The organism is Pseudoxanthomonas yeongjuensis (assembly GCF_010093345.1).
GTDB classification, from domain to species: Bacteria; Pseudomonadota; Gammaproteobacteria; order Xanthomonadales; family Xanthomonadaceae; genus Pseudoxanthomonas_A; species Pseudoxanthomonas_A yeongjuensis.
Map to the genome: position 1 here is coordinate 235,961 of NZ_PDWT01000001.1, position 18,111 is coordinate 254,071.

At 66.2% G+C, this 18,111-nt stretch carries 10 protein-coding genes and 1 tRNA gene; 4 read left to right on the forward strand and 7 right to left on the reverse strand.

Translation table 11 applies throughout. From position 1 onward, the window contains the following. Nucleotides 1-379: 379 nt before the first annotated feature. Complete coding sequence (locus CSC74_RS01120; RefSeq protein WP_162312585.1) at nucleotides 380-3,253, forward strand: TonB-dependent receptor plug domain-containing protein; 2,874 nt, start codon at nucleotides 380-382, stop codon at nucleotides 3,251-3,253. Nucleotides 3,254-3,650: 397 nt separating this feature from the next. On the opposite strand, the gene murB is transcribed toward CSC74_RS01120, so the two are convergent. The 7 genes from murB to CSC74_RS01155 all read right to left on the reverse strand — a co-directional run bounded on the left by murB (nucleotide 3,651) and on the right by CSC74_RS01155 (nucleotide 13,707). Beyond that, nucleotides 3,651-4,688, reverse strand: a complete 1,038-nt coding sequence (gene murB / locus CSC74_RS01125; RefSeq protein WP_246192895.1) for a UDP-N-acetylmuramate dehydrogenase — start codon at nucleotides 4,686-4,688, stop codon at nucleotides 3,651-3,653. Further along, entirely contained in the window at nucleotides 4,685-5,740 is a 1,056-nt protein-coding gene (locus CSC74_RS01130) for a quinone-dependent dihydroorotate dehydrogenase (protein ID WP_162312587.1), read from the reverse strand. The genes murB and CSC74_RS01130 overlap by 4 nt, the downstream gene beginning before the upstream one ends. 3 nt (nucleotides 5,741-5,743) lie before the next feature. Further along, nucleotides 5,744-6,019, reverse strand: a complete 276-nt coding sequence (locus tag CSC74_RS01135; RefSeq protein ID WP_162312588.1) for a DUF4190 domain-containing protein — start codon at nucleotides 6,017-6,019, stop codon at nucleotides 5,744-5,746. Nucleotides 6,020-6,037: 18 nt separating this feature from the next. Then, nucleotides 6,038-7,570, reverse strand: a complete 1,533-nt coding sequence (gene amaB, locus CSC74_RS01140; protein ID WP_162312589.1) for an L-piperidine-6-carboxylate dehydrogenase — start codon at nucleotides 7,568-7,570, stop codon at nucleotides 6,038-6,040. Between the two features lie 184 nt (nucleotides 7,571-7,754). After that, the gene (locus CSC74_RS17425) at nucleotides 7,755-10,022 is read right to left on the reverse strand and encodes a DUF559 domain-containing protein (protein ID WP_162312590.1); all 2,268 of its coding nucleotides are present in this window, start codon (nucleotides 10,020-10,022) and stop codon (nucleotides 7,755-7,757) included. A gap of 7 nt (nucleotides 10,023-10,029) precedes the next feature. After that, nucleotides 10,030-12,837 (reverse strand): cyanophycin synthetase, encoded by a 2,808-nt coding sequence (cphA, locus tag CSC74_RS01150; RefSeq protein WP_246192897.1) that lies wholly within the window; start codon nucleotides 12,835-12,837, stop codon nucleotides 10,030-10,032. A 24-nt stretch (nucleotides 12,838-12,861) separates the two neighbouring features. Then, entirely contained in the window at nucleotides 12,862-13,707 is an 846-nt protein-coding gene (locus CSC74_RS01155; RefSeq protein ID WP_162312591.1) for a cyanophycinase, read from the reverse strand. Between the two features lie 352 nt (nucleotides 13,708-14,059). Here CSC74_RS01155 and CSC74_RS01160 point away from each other — a divergent pair. The 3 genes from CSC74_RS01160 to CSC74_RS01170 all read left to right on the forward strand — a co-directional run bounded on the left by CSC74_RS01160 (nucleotide 14,060) and on the right by CSC74_RS01170 (nucleotide 18,032). Beyond that, nucleotides 14,060-14,136: transfer RNA gene (locus CSC74_RS01160), tRNA-Arg, on the forward strand. 322 nt (nucleotides 14,137-14,458) lie between these two features. Further along, nucleotides 14,459-16,948: a bifunctional aspartate kinase/homoserine dehydrogenase I gene (gene thrA, locus CSC74_RS01165; RefSeq protein ID WP_162312592.1), complete on the forward strand. Its 2,490-nt coding sequence runs from the start codon at nucleotides 14,459-14,461 to the stop codon at nucleotides 16,946-16,948. 163 nt (nucleotides 16,949-17,111) lie between these two features. Beyond that, nucleotides 17,112-18,032, forward strand: a complete 921-nt coding sequence (locus tag CSC74_RS01170) for a homoserine kinase (RefSeq protein ID WP_162312593.1) — start codon at nucleotides 17,112-17,114, stop codon at nucleotides 18,030-18,032. The last annotated feature ends 79 nt before the right edge of the window (nucleotides 18,033-18,111 follow it).

An 18,111-nucleotide genomic window follows, 5' to 3' on the forward strand; every position in this document is an offset into this window, starting at 1 on the left:
GCATCCGTGCCCGATAGGAAGCTCTCGGCGCGATGCGTCGTGTCGTTCGATGACGCCGATGGAAACGTGTCCATGGCGTTGCTGGATCCGGCGAAGAATCGGGGTTTTTCCCGATGCGTCCCGGGATTCTTCCCACCTAGTATCGGCGACGTCGCTCCACGGAAGTTGCGATTCCTGCCGTTGCGGTCTGCCGCATGGCCTGGACATCGACCACGGAACGGTCATCGCGAAGGGGCGCGGCGGGCACGGACGATAGCTTCGCTGGCGATGCGCCCATGCCATGGCCGCGGGCGCAGGAATAGCCCTTCAGGGTTCGATCGTTACCGCCGCAACGTCACCCAATCACTCCATGCCGAGCAACCCAGAGAGACGAATCCTGATGTCAACTCACCATCATCCGCTGCAACGATACCGCCTCCGCGCCGCGATTCTCGTGGCCCTGGCCATGCCGGCGACGGCATTCGCGACCGACGTTGCCACCGACCCCGTGGATGCGACCGGGGACACGGGCTCCAAGCCGGCCCAGACCCTCGACGCGGTCCTGGTGACGGGTTCGCGCATCAAGCGCGCGGAGATCGAAGGCCCGTCGCCGGTGACGGTGATCACCGCCGAAGACATCAAGAAGCAGGGCTACAGCACCATCGCCGAAGCCTTGCAGACCCTGACCCAGTACAACGGCGAGGTCGTCGCCGGCGAATGGAACGCAAGCTCCTCGCAACCGGACGCCTCGTTCCTCAATCTGCGCGGCATGGGCGTCGGCTACCAGTTGATATTGCTCAACGGCAAGCGCATGACCGAATACGCGGCCAGTTCCGGCGCGGCTTCCACCGGCGTCAGTATCGGCAGCATCCCGACCGCGGCGGTCGAACGCATCGAAGTGCTCAATGGCGGCGCGTCGGCGATCTACGGCTCCGACGCGGTGGCCGGCGTGGTCAACATCGTCACCAAGCAGAACTGGGAAGGCAACAACCTGCGCATCCGCGGCGGCACCACCGCCCGCGGCGGCGGCGATACCGGCCAGATCCAGTTCAGCGGCGGCAAGGCCTGGGATCGCGGCAGCGTCACCTATGCGTTCGAGCAGTTCAACCGCGAGCCGATTTTCTCCTGGCAGCGCGACAACATCATCCGCACCGGCATGAATGCGCCGGGCAACGCGGAGAATCCGAACCGCCCGACCTGGGGGCTGGACAGCGCCTTGACGGACGGCGACTACAACGGCTACTACTGGATGAACCCGAATGGAGAGCTGGTCTATACCGGCGACACCGGCACGTCCAACGCCGACGGGGCGCTGGAGTATTCCTGCCGCAACGCCGACCCCGAATACTTCCCGTTGTACTGGTCCGTCGATGACGCCTTGCCCAGCGCCTGCGGCAACGCCAGCTACTACGACGGCGATACGCTGGCGAACAAGCAGAACAAGACCTCGGCCTATGTGGCCGGAAGCTATCGGTTCACGGACAGCATCGAAGGCTACGGCCAATTGCTGATGCAGCGCTCGAAGGCCGAGGCCGCCCACCGCACCAGCATGTACCTGTACAACGCCGGCAATGCCTACGATGTGGACATCGGCAAGTTCGAGTATTGGCGCGCACTCAATCCCAACAGCATCGGCGGCGCGCCGATGCGGATCTGGGAAGAGAACACCATCAGCGCGAACGCAGGCGTGCGCGGGACCCTGGGCGCCGGCCGCTTCGACTGGGACGCCAGCCTCAGCCTTTCGCGCGACGAGATGAAGAGCAGCTGGAAACAACTGATCACCGATCGCGTGCACCGCTACCTGTTCGGCGAACGGGTCGGCACCATCGATGGAGACCCGCTGTACGACATCGACCCGACGGTGCTGTTCGGTACGGTCAGCCCCGAACAATACGCGGCGATGACCGACACCATCCGCAACAAGAACCTGTCGCAGACCTCGCAGGCGCAGTTGGTGATCAGCGGTCCGCTGTTTTCGCTGCCGGCCGGCGATCTGGAAATGGCCGCGGTGGTCGAAGCGTCCCACTCCAAGTACCAGCTGCGCCCGGATGCGCGCAGCATCAGCACCTATGAAGGCGCCGACAAGACCTTCAACCACACCGGCGTGGTCGGCGGCGGCCCGCGCGACCGTTACGGCGCGGGCGTCGAGTTCCGCATCCCGCTGCTGCAGAGCCTGACCGCGAACGTGGCCGGCCGTTACGACCTGTACGACGACATCTCCGATGTTGGCGGCGCCGCCACCTGGCAGGCCAGCCTGGAATGGCGCCCGATCGAAAGCCTGCTGGTCCGCGCCAGCCACCAGACCAGCTTCATGGCGCCGAACATCATGTGGATCTACGGCGAGCCGGTGACGGAATACGACGACTACGTGACCAACGAATACCTGTGCCGCGTCGATGGCCTGGACCTGAGCACCCCCGCGGGCCTCACCCAGTGCAGGAGCGACTACACCCAGGGTTCGTGGTATGTCGAAGGCGGCAACAACACCAAGTTGCACGAGGAGACCGCTACCTCGAACGGATTCGGATTCGTCTGGGACATCACCGACGGACTGTCGGTCAGCGCCGATTACTGGGAGATTGAGCTCGAGGGCAAGAGCCAGTACCTGGACACCGCCACGCTGCTCAATGCCAACGCCGACTGCCTGCTGGGCCAACGGGTCGACGGCACCCCGGTCGATCCGAATTCGGGTGCGTGCGCGCTTTACGCCAGTTATGTGCAGCGCGACGCCGCCGGCAAGGTCACCGAGTACTTCCTGGGTGCGATCAACCAGGCCGGGGTGCGCACCAACGGCTTCGACGCCAGCGTGAAGTACGCCTGGAGCTGGGGCGCGCTGGGCGACTTCACTCTGAATGCCGGCCTGAGCCGCACCCTGGGCTACGACGTGAAAGTCGCCGACGGAGATCCGTGGGAGGACTACATGAACTGCTCCTACTCCGCGACCTACAGTTGCGGCAGCCAGCCGCTCGCTTTCCGCACCCGCACCAACTGGACCCTGAGCTGGAACAAGGAAGCGTGGTCGGGCAGCGTGTACGGCTACCGCAACGGCGCGCGCGTGAACGAGCAGGCCACCGGTCACCTGCCGGCGTACGTGCAGTGGAACGCCAGCCTGTCGAAAAAGATCACCGACAAGGTGCGCCTGGGCGTGGACGTGACCAACCTGTTCGATACGTACGGGCCGAAGGATTCGACCATGACCTGGTATCCGTTCTACCAGAATACCTATGGCATCCAGGGCCGTGCGATGTACGTGAATCTGGATATCGACTTCTGATGTGGGCTTGACCCGGATTGCAGCCACGGATTGCAGGTGAGACGACACGCTGCCGCAGGCCACCCTGCGGCAGCGTTCGTTCATGCTTCACGGAAGTCCGGGGTTTACGCCGGCAAGTTCGATTCCCTGGAGTGTGATTCGCGGGCGTAGGAGCGACGCGAGTCGCGACCGAGCCCGCCCGTGGCCCTGAGGCGATGCGGAGAAAACAAGGAACAACACCATGGCGGCGGGTCGAGGAATGCCCAGTCTAGGGAGGGGAGCGATTACGGTCGCGACTCACGTCGCTCCTACGTCCGCTCAACGTCGCTGGAAGCATCTTCGCCTGACTCCGCGGTTTCTTTATCGCACTCGCTCCCCGGATTCCTGAAGAACCTTTTCAAAAGGGGAAGTCCAGTCGCTACCAGATGGCTCCGATGATCCTCGGTTCCGGCTCCAGACCCAGGCCGAATTCCAGTCGCACCGATTCTGAGATGCGTCGGGCCAGCGACAGCAGTTGCGCGCCGCTCGCGGCGCCGTGGTTGACCAGCACCAGCGCATGCGTGGCGGCCACGCCGGCATCGCCTTCGCGGAAACCCTTCCATCCGCAATGCTCGATCATCCATGCTGCGGAAATCTTGCGGTTGTCCGCGGCATCGCCGCGAAACACCGGCAAGCCGCCGTGCTGTTTTTGCAGTTCGTCGGCAACGGCGGCCGGGACGATGGGGTTCTTGAAGAAACTGCCGGCATTGCCGATCACCGCCGGATCCGGCAGCTTGCGGCGGCGGATCCGGATCACCGCTTCAGCCACGTCGCGAAAGGTCGGCGCGATGGCGTCCATTGCGGCGAGTTCTTCGGGGATGCCTGCGTAATCGAGTTTCAGCGCGCGCTGCCGCGGCAATGCGAATTCCACTGCGGCGACGAGGTAGCGGTCCGGCACCTGCTTGAACAGGCTGTTGCGATAGGCGAAGGCGCAGGCCTCGCGATCCAGTCGCAGCATGTTGCCGGCCTCGCGGTCCCAGGCCTCGACCGTGCGCACGAACTCGCCGACTTCGGTGCCGTAGGCGCCGATGTTCTGGATCGGCGCCGCGCCCACCGTGCCCGGGATCAGGGCCAGGTTCTCCAGTCCCATCAGGCCTTGCTCAAGCGACCACAGGACCAGCGCATGCCACTCGACCCCGGCATCGACGCGGACCAGGGCGAGGTCGCCATCGTCTTCAAGGATATCGGTGCGATGGGTGTCCAGGGCGATCACCGCGGTCTGCGGATCGCCTGCGAACAGCAGGTTGCTGCCGCCACCGAGCAGTAACGGCGCCGGTCCTTGCAACTCTGGCAGCGCCAGCACTTCGCCGAGCGCGCCCGCATCTTCCACTTCCACCAGCCATGGCGCGCGGGCCGCGACGCCGAAGGTATTGCGTGATTGCAGCTCCGCGTCGGCGATCAACCGCCACCCACTCATGCGGGAGGAACCGCGCCGCCGCTGCGGTGCTCGCGACGGCGGCGGATGGCTTCCACGCATTCGTGCACCAGTTCCGGGCCGCGATAGACCATGCCGGTATAGAACTGCACCATCGACGCGCCCGCGGCCATCTTGGCCACCGCATCGGCGCCGGAGAGGATGCCGCCGACGCCGATCACCGGGATGCTGTCGGGCAGGCGGGTACGCAGCTTGCGCAGGACCATGGTCGACTGGTTCATCAGCGGCGCGCCGGACAGGCCGCCGGTTTCATGGGCCAAGGGATGGTCCTGCACGCTCATGCGCGAAACGGTGGTATTGGTGGCGATGACCCCGTCGACGGAAAGATCGCGCAGCACGCGCGCCACGGCGTCGATGTCCTCGTCGGACAGGTCGGGGGCGATCTTGACCAGCATCGGCACGCGCTTGCCGTGCTGCGCGCCCAGTTCTTCCTGCGATTCGCGCAAGGCGCCGATCAGCTGGCGCAGGGCCTGCTCTTCCTGCAGTTCGCGCAGGCCGGCGGTGTTGGGCGAGGAGATGTTGACGGTGATGTAGTCGGCCAGCGGGTACACGCGCTCCAGGCAATACAGGTAATCGGACGCGGCGCGGTCGTTGGAGGTGTCCTTGTTCCTGCCGATGTTGATGCCCAGCAGCCCGTCCTTGCGACGCGCGCGTTCCACGTTGCGGACCAGCGCGTCCACGCCTTCGTTGTTGAAGCCGAGGCGGTTGATCACCGCCTTGTGCTGCGGCAGGCGGAACATGCGCGGCTTCGGGTTACCGGCCTGCGCGCGTGGCGTGACCGTGCCGATCTCGACGAAACCGAAACCCAATGCGAGCAGCGCGTCGATGTGCGCGCCGTTCTTGTCCAGGCCGGCGGCCAGGCCGACCGGATTGGGGAAGGTCAGGCCGAAGGCCCTGGTGGGAAGTGGTTCGATCCTCTTCGCCAGCAGTGGACTGGTACCGGTGCGATAGGCCAGCTCCATCGCCTTGAGCCCGAGTCCATGGGCGTGTTCTGCATCCAGTCCGAACAGGAAGGGGCGGGCCAGGTTGTACATCCCTCAGCGCGTGCCCAGCCAGGCCAGGCCGCCGAAGAACAGCACGAACAGGAGGATGCCGACGATCCACAGGATCACCGAGGCCCAACCCAGGACCAGCCCGATCACCGCCATCACGTCGCCGTCCAGCGCCGGGTCGCGGCGTATTTCCTTGCGTGCCATGTGCCCGGTGATGATCGCGGCGATGCTGCCCAGGAACGGCAGCAGGGTCCAGCCGAGGATGCCGGCGACCAGGCTGATGATCGCAAGCGAGCTGTTCTGTCGAACGGGAACATTCATCGATCGGCTCCTTGCGGTTCAGAGGTCGAACTTGATGCCCTGGGCCAGCGGCAGCGAATCGGAGTAGTTGATGGTGTTGGTCTGGCGGCGCATATACACCTTCCACGCATCCGAGCCCGATTCGCGGCCACCGCCGGTTTCCTTCTCGCCACCGAAGGCGCCGCCGATCTCGGCGCCGCTGGTGCCGATGTTGACGTTGGCGATGCCGCAATCGGAACCGGCCGCCGACAGGAACTGCTCAGCAGCCTTCAGGTTCTGGGTGAAGATCGACGACGACAGGCCCTGCGGCACCGCGTTCTGCATGTCGATGGCTTCGTCCAGGGTCTCGTACTTCATCACGTACAGGATCGGGGCGAAGGTTTCGTGCTGCACGACTTCATCGGTGTTCTTCAGGCCGGTGACGATCGCCGGCAACACGAAGTGGCCCGGGCGGTCGATGGCGGTGCCGCCGGTTTCGATGGTGCCGCCGCTGGCCTTGGCCTTGGCGATCGAAGCCAGGAACTGGTCCACCGCATGCTGGCTGTTGAGCGGGCCCATCAGGTTGGCCGGATCCAGCGGATCGCCGATCTTGCCTTCGACCTGCTTGTAGGCCTTGATCAGCGTGGCCAGCACGTTGTCGTAGATCGACGAATGCACGATCAGGCGGCGGGTGGTGGTGCAGCGCTGGCCGGCGGTGCCGACCGCGCCGAAGACGATGCCGGGAATGGCCAGCTTCAGTTCGGCGGTTTCGTCGAGGATGATCGCGTTGTTGCCGCCGAGTTCCAGCAGGCTGCGGCCCATGCGATGGGCGACGCGCTCGCCGACGCGGCGGCCGACGGCGGTGGAGCCGGTGAAGCTGATCAGCGGGATGCGCTTGTCGTCGACGAACTTCTCGGCCAGTTCGATGCCGGCATCGTTGATCAGGAAGAAGATGTCCGGGAAGCCGCCGGCCTTCAGCGCTTCGTTGCAGATCTTCATGCTGGCGATGGCGGTGAGCGGAGTCTTGTTGGACGGCTTCCAGATGCAGACGTCGCCGCAGATCGCCGCGAGGAACGAGTTCCAGGCCCATACCGCGACCGGGAAATTGAAAGCGCTGATGATGCCGACCAGGCCCAGCGGCTGGTACTGCTCGTACATGCGGTGGCCGGGGCGCTCGGAGTGCATGGTGTAGCCGTACAGCATGCGCGACTGGCCGACGGCGAAATCGGCGATGTCGATCATTTCCTGTACTTCGCCGTCGCCTTCGGGCTTGCTCTTGCCCATTTCCAGCGCGACCAGCGAACCCAGCGCGTCCTTGTGCTTGCGCAGCGCGTCGCCGCACAGGCGTACCGCTTCGCCGCGGCGCGGGGCCGGGGTGGTGCGCCAGATCTTGAACGCGGCCTGGGCGCGGGCGACGATGCGCTCGTAGTCGGCGTCGCTGGTGGCTTCGACCGTGGCGATGGTTTCGCCGGTGGTCGGATTGACCGACTGCAGCACGCCTGCGCCGGTGGTCGTGGACCACTCGTCGCGGCCGAGGTAGGTGCCGGAATTGGTCGGGCCAAGGGCAAGCGCCTTGAGCAGGTCAGCGGACATGAAAACTCCTGGGAACCATGTGGATGTTTGGGGAAGGCCGCGAAGCGGGGGAACGCGGCCGAGAGTGCGGCGATTTTAGCAGACCGGGGAAGCGCGCCGGGCCTTGCTTTTTTTGTAGGAGCGGGCCTTGCCCGCGATGCTCTTCGTTCCGGTGAAGCAAAAGCATCGCGGGCAAGGCCCGCTCCTACAGTGGCAGTGGGCTTCCCGGCAGCCAGCCCGCGGCATCCATGCGGTCCAGCAGCGTCGTGACCTGTTCGCGCGCGTCCATTTCGTGGATCGGCAGCACCAGCAGGTCGCCATCGCGTGCCCAGGCCAGGGGAATGCGCGCGGCCTCGACTTCGTCCAGGCAGGTGATGATGGCTTCCGGTCGTATTCCGTCCTCCAGCAATCGCGCGTGCATGACGGCCGCGACCTCGCCCGAAGCGCGGCCGCGCTCGTAGCCGGCGATGTTCTTCAGCATGACCAGGTCGGGGCGGGCGCCGGCTGCGGTCGCAGCCACCGCCCGCAGGTCGGCGTCTTCGCGATTGCCGGCGTGGCCCAGGATCAGGGCCAGGCGGCCTTTCCTTCCTTGCGCGTCCACTGCCTCGAACAGGCCCTGCAGGCCATCGGGGTTGTGGGCGTAATCGACGAATACGTCCGTCGTCCCGAACCGCCAGTGCTGCAGGCGTCCGGGGTTGTCGGCCCGCGAGCGCCCGAAACCGGCGGCTACCGCGGCGAGCGTGGCAGGAGCTATGCCCAGCGCCGCGCCGGTCAGTGCGGCGCCGGCCAGGTTGGCGATGTTGTAGGCCGCCCGGCCGCCCAATGTCAGCGGCATCGCCGCGACTTCGCCCAGGTCGTGGGTAATGCCGTGGAAATGCAGCAACAGGCGTCCGTCGCGAACGCCGCAGGTGGAGCCGCTCCGTCGACGATGCTCGGCCAGTGCGGGTAGGTCGAAATCCAGCGCGAACCAACCCAGCGGGCAGGACAGGACCTTCGACTGACGGACGAGGACCGGGTCGTCGGCATTGAGCACCAGCATTCCCCGGTCATCGATGGCGCGGGCCACGACCAGCTTCACCGAGGCGAGGTCATCGAGGTCGTGGATGCCGTATTCGCCGAAATGGTCGGCGGCGATATTGGTGACGATGGCGGCATCGGCGTGCGCGACCGCCAGGCCGCGGCGGAGCATGCCGCCGCGCGCGGTTTCCAGGATCGCGGCCTGCGCCTCGCCCTGGCGCAACGCGGTGCGGGCGCCGGTGGGGCCGGAGAAATCGCCGGCCTCCAGCGCCTTGCCATCGAAATACACGCCATCGGTGCAGCTGTGCGCGGTGCGCCAGCCATGCGCCCGGGTCATCGCCGCCAGCAGGCGCACGGTGGTGGTCTTGCCGTTGGAGCCGGTGATCAGTGCGGTGGGGATCGCGTGCAGCTCACCCCACGGCACGGTGTCGGGCGACGGCAATTCGTCGACGAACCAGCTGCGGCTGCCGTTGCCTTCGCCGAGGGTCGCTTCGTCGTCGTCGGCGAGGAAGGGCAGGTGGTGGGCTTCGGCGGCCTGCATGAGCTCGATCAGTCCTGGCCGTGCTTCCGCTTTTGCTGCCGCGCGCAGGGTGTGCAGCGCGGATTCCTCATCCCAGACCGCAGCGTGGCCAGGTGAGTGGTATGGCTCTGGCATTTCCCTTCTCCCACCGGGAGAAGGTGCCCGAAGGGCGGATGAGGGAATGGACCTTCCGGTAACCGTATCGCTGGCTACCCGCGCATGCACTTGCTCCCATAGGTCTGCCAGAACGTATTCAGTCCGTTCGAGTACATCGTGATTCCAGTACCGCAGCGTCGTGATGCCCTTGCCTGCGACAAAAGCATCACGCCGACTATCGGGAGTCAGATGTTCATCTTCATTGTGCTGTCCACCATCCAGCTCGATCGCGAGTTTCAATTCGTGGCAGTAGAAATCGAGTACGTAAGGGCCAAGCGACTTCTGACGCCTGAATTTCTGATCATGCAAGCGACGGTCGCGCACATACGACCAGACGAGTTGCTCGGCATCGGTCGAGTTCTTCCTCAATTCACGTATGAAATCCAGCGATTTCTGGTCGAAGGGAAGTTTCTGGCGGGGGCTTGCATCGCCACTGATGGGTTCTTCCCTCATCCGGCCTTCGGCCACCTTCTCCCGGGGGGAGAAGGGAAAAGCAACAGCCGACCACCACGCCCACTCATTGACCTCGGTGGCGGTGTAGAGCTGGTCGACGGGCGCGATGAAGGCGAGCGAGACGCCAGTGCGGTGGTGGCGGAGGACGATCTTTTCCTCCGGCCAGCCGAGCGCCATGCGTGCCGTCCCGATGTTCCTCTTCCACGCCGCGAGCATGGCCTCATCGAACGCCAGTCCACGCGCCGCCTCCAGCGCCGCGCCGGCGCCGTTGAAATACAGGTTGCTGCCGGTCAGGCGGCGCGAGTCTTCGAACGGTTCGGGAAGCACGGAAGGCTCAGTCGCTTTCTTCGCGTTCGAACACCAGCCCGCGTTCCTCGCGGATCACGCCTTCCATGCTCGCGAACGGCGAGTCCTCGGCCGAGGTTTCCAGGGAAGGCAGTTCGACCCTGGGCGCGGCCTTCGCCATTTCGCCCTGCGGCTGGAACTTGATGATCTGCTTCCACGAACGGGTCAGCGCATCGGCGAAGACCAGGATCAGGTCGCCGGGCTGGCCCATGCGCAGGGCGGCATCGGTGGCTTGCTGCTCGTCGGGGATGATCGACATCGCCTCGGCCGCAACGCCTTGCGCCTGCAAGGCGCGGGCGATGATCCGCGGCACTTCGTCGCCGTCGCGGCCGCGCAAGGAATCGTCGCGGCGGACCACGTAGTGGTCGAACTTGCCGGCCACCGCCTCGGCGATCGCGCGCAGATCCTCGTCGCGGCGATCGCCGGGACCGGCCAACACCACGATGCGTCGTCCCGTGACATCCAGGCGCTGGGCCAGGTCGGCCATCATCCCGACCGCGTGCGCGTTGTGGCCGTAATCCATCAGCACCTTGAACGGATGCTCGTTGTAGACGTTCATGCGGCCGGGAGCCTGGAAGAACGTGGTGTCGAAGGTGCGCAGGCCCTGGCGGATCGCGTCGAGCTTGATCCCCAGCGAGAACGCCATCGCCGCGGCGACCATCGCGTTCTGCACGTTGTGCAGGGCGCGGCCCTCCAGCGTGGCCGGGATCAGGTGGGTCCACATCAACGGGATGTAGCTGCCCTTGTCGTACAGGGTGATCATGTGGCCGTTGACCCCGGCCTCCAGCGCGCAGGCGCGGCCGTTGGCGCGGATGTGTTCGCGGACCAGCGCATGCGACGGGTTCATGGTCACGTAGCAGATCGTCTTCGCATCGGTGTACGCGGACATCTTCAGCACGTTGGGATCGTCGGCGTTGAGCACCGCGCAGTCCTTGGCCACTTCGACCACGATGCGCTTGATCTCGGCCAGTTGCTCCAGCGTATCGATGCCTTTCAGGCCCAGGTGGTCGGAGGCCACGTTCAACACCGCGCCGACGTCGACTTCCGGCACGCCCATGCCCGAACGCAGCAGGCCGCCACGCGCGGTTTCCAGCACGGCCAGGTCGATCTGCGGGTCGGCCAGCACCATCCGCGCCGATACCGGGCCGGTCATGTCGCCTTCCACGGTGCGCTGGCCGTCGATGTAGACGCCGTCGGTGGTGGTCAGGCCCGGGGTGTAGCCGGCCATCTTGGCGATGTGCGCCAGCATGCGCGCGGTGGTGGTCTTGCCGTTGGTGCCGGTGATCGCGGCGATCGGCACGCGCGCCGGCGTGCCCGGCGGGAACAGCATGTCGATCACCGGGCCGGCGGCGTCGCGCGGGGTGCCTTCGCTGGGCGCCACGTGCATGCGGAAGCCGGGCGCGGCGTTGATTTCGCAGATGCCGCCGCCGACCGACCGGTAGCTCTCGGCGATGTTGGGGGAAATGAAATCCACGCCGCCCACGTCCAGGCCGATCGCGCGCACCGCGCGCACCGCCATGTCGCGGTTGTCGGGGTGGATGATGTCGGTGACGTCGGTGGCGGTGCCGCCGGTGGAAAGGTTGGCGGTGGAGCGCAAATAGACGATTTCGCCTTCCTTGGGCACGGAGAAGTGGTTGTAGCCGACACGCTCCAGCATCAGGTCGGCCTGCGCATCCAGTTCCAGTTGGGTCAGCACCTTTTCGTGGCCGACGCCGCGGCGCGGATCCGAATTGACGATGTCCACCAGTTCGACGATGTCGCTCTTGCCATCGCCCACCACGTGCCCGGGCGTGCGCTTGGTCGCGGCGATCAACTCGCCATTGATCACCAGCAGGCGATGGTCGTCGCCGCCGATATAGGTTTCGACGATGACCGAGCGCGAATGTTCGCGCGCCGCGGCGAAGCCCTCGCGGATTTCGTCGTCGCCGGAGATGTTGATGGTGATGCCGCGGCCGTGGTTGCCGTTGTACGGCTTGGTGACCACGGTGCCGCCGAGCTTCTTCGCCGCGCGCAGCGCGCCGGTGGCATCGCTGACCAGTTCCTGGCGCGGCACCGGCAGGCCGAGCGAGCCGAGGATCTTGTTGGTTTCCTCCTTGTCGCTGGCCAGTTCCACGGCGATGTGCGAGGTCTTGCCGGTGACCGTGGCCTGGATGCGTTGCTGGTACTTGCCATGGCCGAACTGGATCAGCGACTGCTGGTTGAGGCGCAGCCACGGGATGCCGCGTTCCTCGGCCGCACGTACCAGCGAAGCGGTGGATGGACCGAGCGCGCGGCGCTGGGCGTAACGGATGAAATCGACGAGCGCGGTATCCCAGTTCCAGTCCTCCGGCACACTGCCGCTGGGCCTGATCTCGACCGGAAGCAGCGAAGAAAGCAGCTTCAGCGCCAGTTCGCCGGCGGCGATGCCTTCTTCCTTCTGCGCGTATTCGTAGACCACGCTGTACACGCCGGGACGGTCGTCGCCGACGCTGCGGGTCTTGCCGAAGGTGACGTTTTCGCCGGCCACGTTCTGCAGTTCGATGGCGACGTGTTCCAGTACATGGCCCAGCCAGGTGCCTTCGCCCTCGCGCATGCGGCGGATGAAGCCGCCGGGTTCGCGGTAGGAGCAGCCGTGCTCGGCCAGGCCGGGCAGGGCGGCGACCAGGCCATCGACGAACGCAGCGCCCAGCTTGCCGGTGGGCCATGCCTCCAGCGCCTGCAGGTCCAGCTCCAGGCGGATCACCGGGAAGTGGGCGTATTGCGAGGGGCCGACGTAGACGGAGCGTTCGAGGATGCGCATGCCTTGCCTCTTGATCATGGGAACAATCTTGTGGATACGGGACTAGCTGGATTTGGAAAGGGCGAGCGAACCGGCCGAAGCCTTGCGCGTATGCAGGTTGAAGGTAGCGCCCGCGACCAGGATATGCACGGTCAGGCCGAGCAGGCAGACCGGCTCGTCCTCGCGCACCTGGGCCATGGAGGAGAAAGTGAGTCCGTCGGCATCGACCACGGTGACCGCGCCGCTGCCTTCCACTTCCAGGGTGTTGTCCGGGCCGATGAAGGCGGCGGTGTCCTCGTCCAGGCCGACGCCGATGGCGAACGGGTTGTAGGCCAGTGCCGCGACCAGCCGGCCGAGGCGGTCGCGTTGGCGGAAATGCTGGTCGATGACGAAGCGGTTGGTCAGGCCCAGGCCCGGGGCCAGGCGCACGCTGTCGGCCTGCGGCGAGGAGCCTTCCTTGCCGAAGCCGATCATGTGCTCGCTGAGGATGCTGGCGCCGGCGCTGGTCCCGCCCACGGTGACGCCGGCGGCATTGCGCTCGCGGACGAGCTTGGCCGCCGGGGTGCCGCCGAGGATGGTGGACAGGCGCAACTGGTTGCCGCCGGTGAAGAAGATCCCGCTGGCGCGCTCGATCCGGGCCAGGCGGTTGGCTTCCTGGCAGTCGCGGCGGGTGTCGAAATCGATCACGTCGACACTGGCGGCACCCAGGCCTTCGAAGATCGCCTCGTAGCGGGGACCGGTTTCAGCCAGCTGGCTGGCCGTGGGAATGACCACGATATTGGCGTCCCGGCCGCCGCAAAGGCCGAGGAAACGCTTGAGGATGCGGGGGTTGTCTTCCTTGTTCTCGGCGCCGCCGATGGGAACGATCCAACCTCTTTCGCCACCATCGGCGACCTTGCTGGGACACATGCAGTACGACTCCTGACAGCTGAAGGGCTTCGCGCAACGCCGCCGCGACGGGAGCCGGGCGGCGCAACGCGCCACAGGCTCCCGATTTCCCCCGATGAAGCCCCCCGATGCCGGCCAGCAACACGCGCGGACCGGCTTTGGAAAGGTAGCACGGCGCTGGGGCAGGGGGTTGGAGGTTGCGTAGGAGCGGGCCTTGCCCGCGATGCTCTCCGTCGAGCGCGATGATCTTCGTCGGGCTTATCGCGGCGTGAGGAAGAGCATCGCGGGCAAGGCCCGCTCCTACGGGGGGTCTCGATGGCTTGCTGTTCCCGAAGCACCAACTCGCAATCACCAACCGCTACAATTTACCCATGGCCCCGTAGCTCAGCTGGATAGAGCGGTCCCCTCCTAAGGGACAGGTCGTGCGTTCGAATCGCGCCGGGGTCACCATCTTTAGTTTCATGGGCAACTTGTAAAATTGCGGCTTGTCGCACTGCAGCACTTGACAGCCGCCCGCGTATTCATGTCCTCTAGGCGCATGCCTTCCTTCGCCGACCTCGCATCGCTTCGCACGACGACCCTCCCGGTCGCGTCGCGCGCGCATGCCGGTTCCGGCCTTGGCCGCATTACCACCGCCACTACCCCGATTACCGGGGGGCGGTGGATCGTGTTCGCGTAAGTCTCGCAAACCACGTCCCCGCACCCGGATCAGGAGGCGGGGGAACCCGGATCCTGGCCCGAGCGGTGACCTCACCCAGAGGTTCTTCGCTTTATGTCGTCCGCAGCGCAATCAACCGGGTCTACTCCACGCACCATCGTGCACAAGTTCGGCGGCACTTCCGTCGCCGATGCCGATCGCTACCGGCATGTCGCCGGACTGCTGCTGGCGCGCGACGAGGAGGTGCAGGTCACCGTGGTATCGGCGATGAAGGGCGTGACCGATGCCCTGATCAGGCTGTGCGAAGTGGCTTCGGCCAGCCGCAGCGAATGGCGCGAACCCTGGCATGAACTGCGCGCGCGCCATCGCGGCGCGGTGGTCTCGCTGCTGGGCGAAAATTCCGGCGCCACGCTCGAATGGCTGGACGAACGCTTCGACAAGCTGGCCGAGATCCTGGCCGCGCTGTCGGTGATCGGCGAACTGCCGCGCGAGGTGCTGGACCGGGTGCAGGGACTGGGCGAAGTCTGTTCGGCGCGATTGCTCGGCGACTACCTGAAATCGAAGGGCGAGGACTGCGCGGTGCTCGACGCGCGCGAAGTGCTGGTGGTGGACCGCAGCGACCTGGGCGTGGAAGTGGACTGGGAAACCAGCGCCTCGCGCCTGGCCGGTTGGCGGGCCCGTAATCCTCAGCGTCGCGTGGTCGTCACCGGTTTCGTGGCGCGCGACCGCCAGGACCGCCTGACCACCCTGGGCCGCAACGGCAGCGACTACAGCGGCGCGATCTTCGCGGCCTTGTTCGACGCCGCCGAACTGCACATCTGGACCGATGTCGATGGCGTGCTCTCCGCCGATCCGCGGGTGGTGCCCGAAGCGGTGCAGCTTAGCGCGCTCAGCTACGACGAAGCCTGCGAACTGGCCTACTTCGGGGCCAAGGTCGTGCACCCGCAGACCATGTCGCCGGCGATAGAGCGCGGCCTGCCGATCATCATCCGCAACACCTTCCACCCCGAGCATCCCGGCACCCGCATCACCGCCGAACGCGATGTCGCCGGCCCGGTGAAGGGCCTGACCCTGAGCGCCGACCTGGCGGTGCTGAACCTGGAGGGCACCGGCCTGATCGGCGTCCCCGGTACCGCCGAGCGGGTGTTCGCGGCATTGCGCGAAGCGCGCGTATCGGTGGTGATGATCTCGCAGGGCTCTTCGGAACACTCGATCTGTTGCGTGGTGCGCGCGGCCGAATCGCGGCGCGCCCAGGCCGCGTTGCTTACCGCGTTCGCGCACGAGCTCAACATCGGCCAGATCCAGCGCGTGCAACTCACCGAAGGCGTCAGCGTGCTGGCCGCGGTCGGCGACGGCATGGCCGGACAGCCGGGCGTCGCCGCGCGCCTGTTCGAATCGCTGGGCCGCGCGCGGGTGAACATCCTGGCCATCGCCCAGGGTTCCTCGGAGCGCAACATCTCCGTGGCCATCGACGGCGCCGATGCGACCAAGGCCCTGCGCGCCGCGCATGCGGGTTTCTGGTTGTCGCCGCAGACCTTCGCGGTCGGGGTGATCGGCCCGGGCAATGTCGGCGCCGCCTTGCTCGATCAGCTGCGCGCCGCGCAACCGCAGCTGCTGGGCAAGGCCAACCTGGACCTGCGCCTGCGCGCCATCGCCTCCAGCAAGAAGATGTTGCTGGACGAACGCGGCATCAGCGGCGACTGGCGCGAGCGTTTCGCCTGCGCAAGCCAGGCGCTGGACCTGGATGCCTTCACCGCGCACCTGGTCGGCTCGCATTTGCCGCACCTGGTGATCGTCGATTGCAGCGCCAGCCCGTTGGTGGCCGACCGTTATGCCGACTGGCTGGCCGCAGGCATCCACGTGGTCACGCCGAACAAGCAGGCCGGTGCCGGCCCGGATGCACGCTACGACGCGATCCGCGAAGCCGCTGCCGCCAGTGGCGCGCGCTTCCGCTACGAGGCCACGGTGTGCGCGGGCCTGCCGGTGATCTCGACCCTGCGCGATCTGGTCGACACCGGCGATACCGTGCTGTCGGTGGAAGGCATCTTCTCCGGCACCCTGGCGTGGTTGTTCAACCGTTTCGACGGCAGCGTGCCGTTCTCGCAACTGGTCGCCGAGGCGCGCGGACTGGGCTACACCGAGCCGGATCCGCGCGACGATCTTTCCGGTACCGATGTCGCCCGTAAACTGGTGATCCTTGCACGTGAAGCGGGACGTACCTTGAACCTGGACGATGTCGTGGTCGAGAGCCTGGTCCCGGCTTCCCTGCGCGAGGCCAGTGTCGACGACTTCATGGCGCGGCTGGGCGAAGTGGATGCGCAGTTCGCCGACCGGCTGGCGAAGGCGGGCGCAAGCGGCCAGGTGCTGCGCTACGTGGCCAGGCTGGATGCCGAAGGCCATGCCAGCGTCGGCCTGGTCGAATTGCCCAAGGACCACGCCTTCGCCAACCTGCGCCTGACCGACAACATCGTCCAGTTCACCACCCGCCGCTACTGCGACAATCCACTCATCGTGCAGGGCCCGGGCGCCGGCCCGGAAGTCACCGCAGCCGGCGTGTTCGCCGATCTATTACGCGTCGCTGCGGGGCAGGGGGCGAAGCTGTGAGCTTGTCGAGGCATGTTTTTAGACGCGGATCAGGACGGATGAAGGCGGATAAAGCGGATAAAACGATGGGATATGAAGCGCTCGTGACATCTGCAAAGAATGCTCTATCCGCTCTTTTCGGATTTGATCCGCGTGCAAATGCCTTTGTCGGAAGAGGCTGCGCATGAAGATCACGGCAACCGCCTTCTCGCCCGCCTCGGTCGGCAACGTCGGCGTCGGCTTCGACATTCTTGGTCACGTAATCGAAGGTGTCGGCGATACCGTCACCGTGCGTCGCATCGACGCGTCGGAAGTGCGCATCGCCGCGATCCGCGGTGCGACGATCGATCTGCCGATGGATGCGCCGGGCAATACCGCCGGTGCTTCCCTGATCGCCTTGCGCGAAGCGCTGGAGTTGCCGTTCGGTTTCGAGATCGAGATCGACAAGGGCATCCCGCTGGGTTCGGGGATGGGCGGTTCCGCGGCTTCCTGCGTGGCCGCGCTGGTAGCGGCCAACGAATTGCTGGAGACGCCGTTGTCGCGGGAAGCGCTGTATCCGTTCGCGCTGACCGGCGAAGCCGTCGCCAGCGGCGGTCGCCACGGCGACAACCTCGGTCCAATGCTGCTGGGCGGACTGGTCCTGTCCACGGCCGAGCGACTGGTCAGGATTCCGGTGCCCGATGCGTGGCACAGCGTGCTGGTGCATCCCGATGCGATCCTGGAAACGCGGCGCGCACGCGGAGCGCTCAAGGGTCATTACGCGTTGGGCGAATTCGTGGCGCAGTCGGCCAATCTGGCGCTGGTGCTGGCGGGCTGCCATGCCGGCGATGCGGCGCTGGTGCGTGCGGGATTGCAGGACGTGCTGGTCGAACCGAGGCGCGCGCCGCTGATCGCCGGTTTCGATGCGGCCAAGCGCGCGGCGCTGCAGGCGGGCGCGATGGGCGCGAGCATTTCCGGCGCGGGCCCCAGCGTGTTCGGCTGGTTCGAGACACGGTTGCAGGCCGAAGCGGCTGCGCCTGCGATCCAGGCCGCGTTCGCCGCCGCAGGATTCGGCAGCCAGGCCTGGGTGTCGCCGATCAATAGTGCGGGGGCGAAGGTGCTTTAGCTGTTCCTTCTCCCGCGGGGAGAGGGTGGCGCGAAGCGACGGATGAGGGACTGTACTTTCCGGCGCATCTGGCTACCGC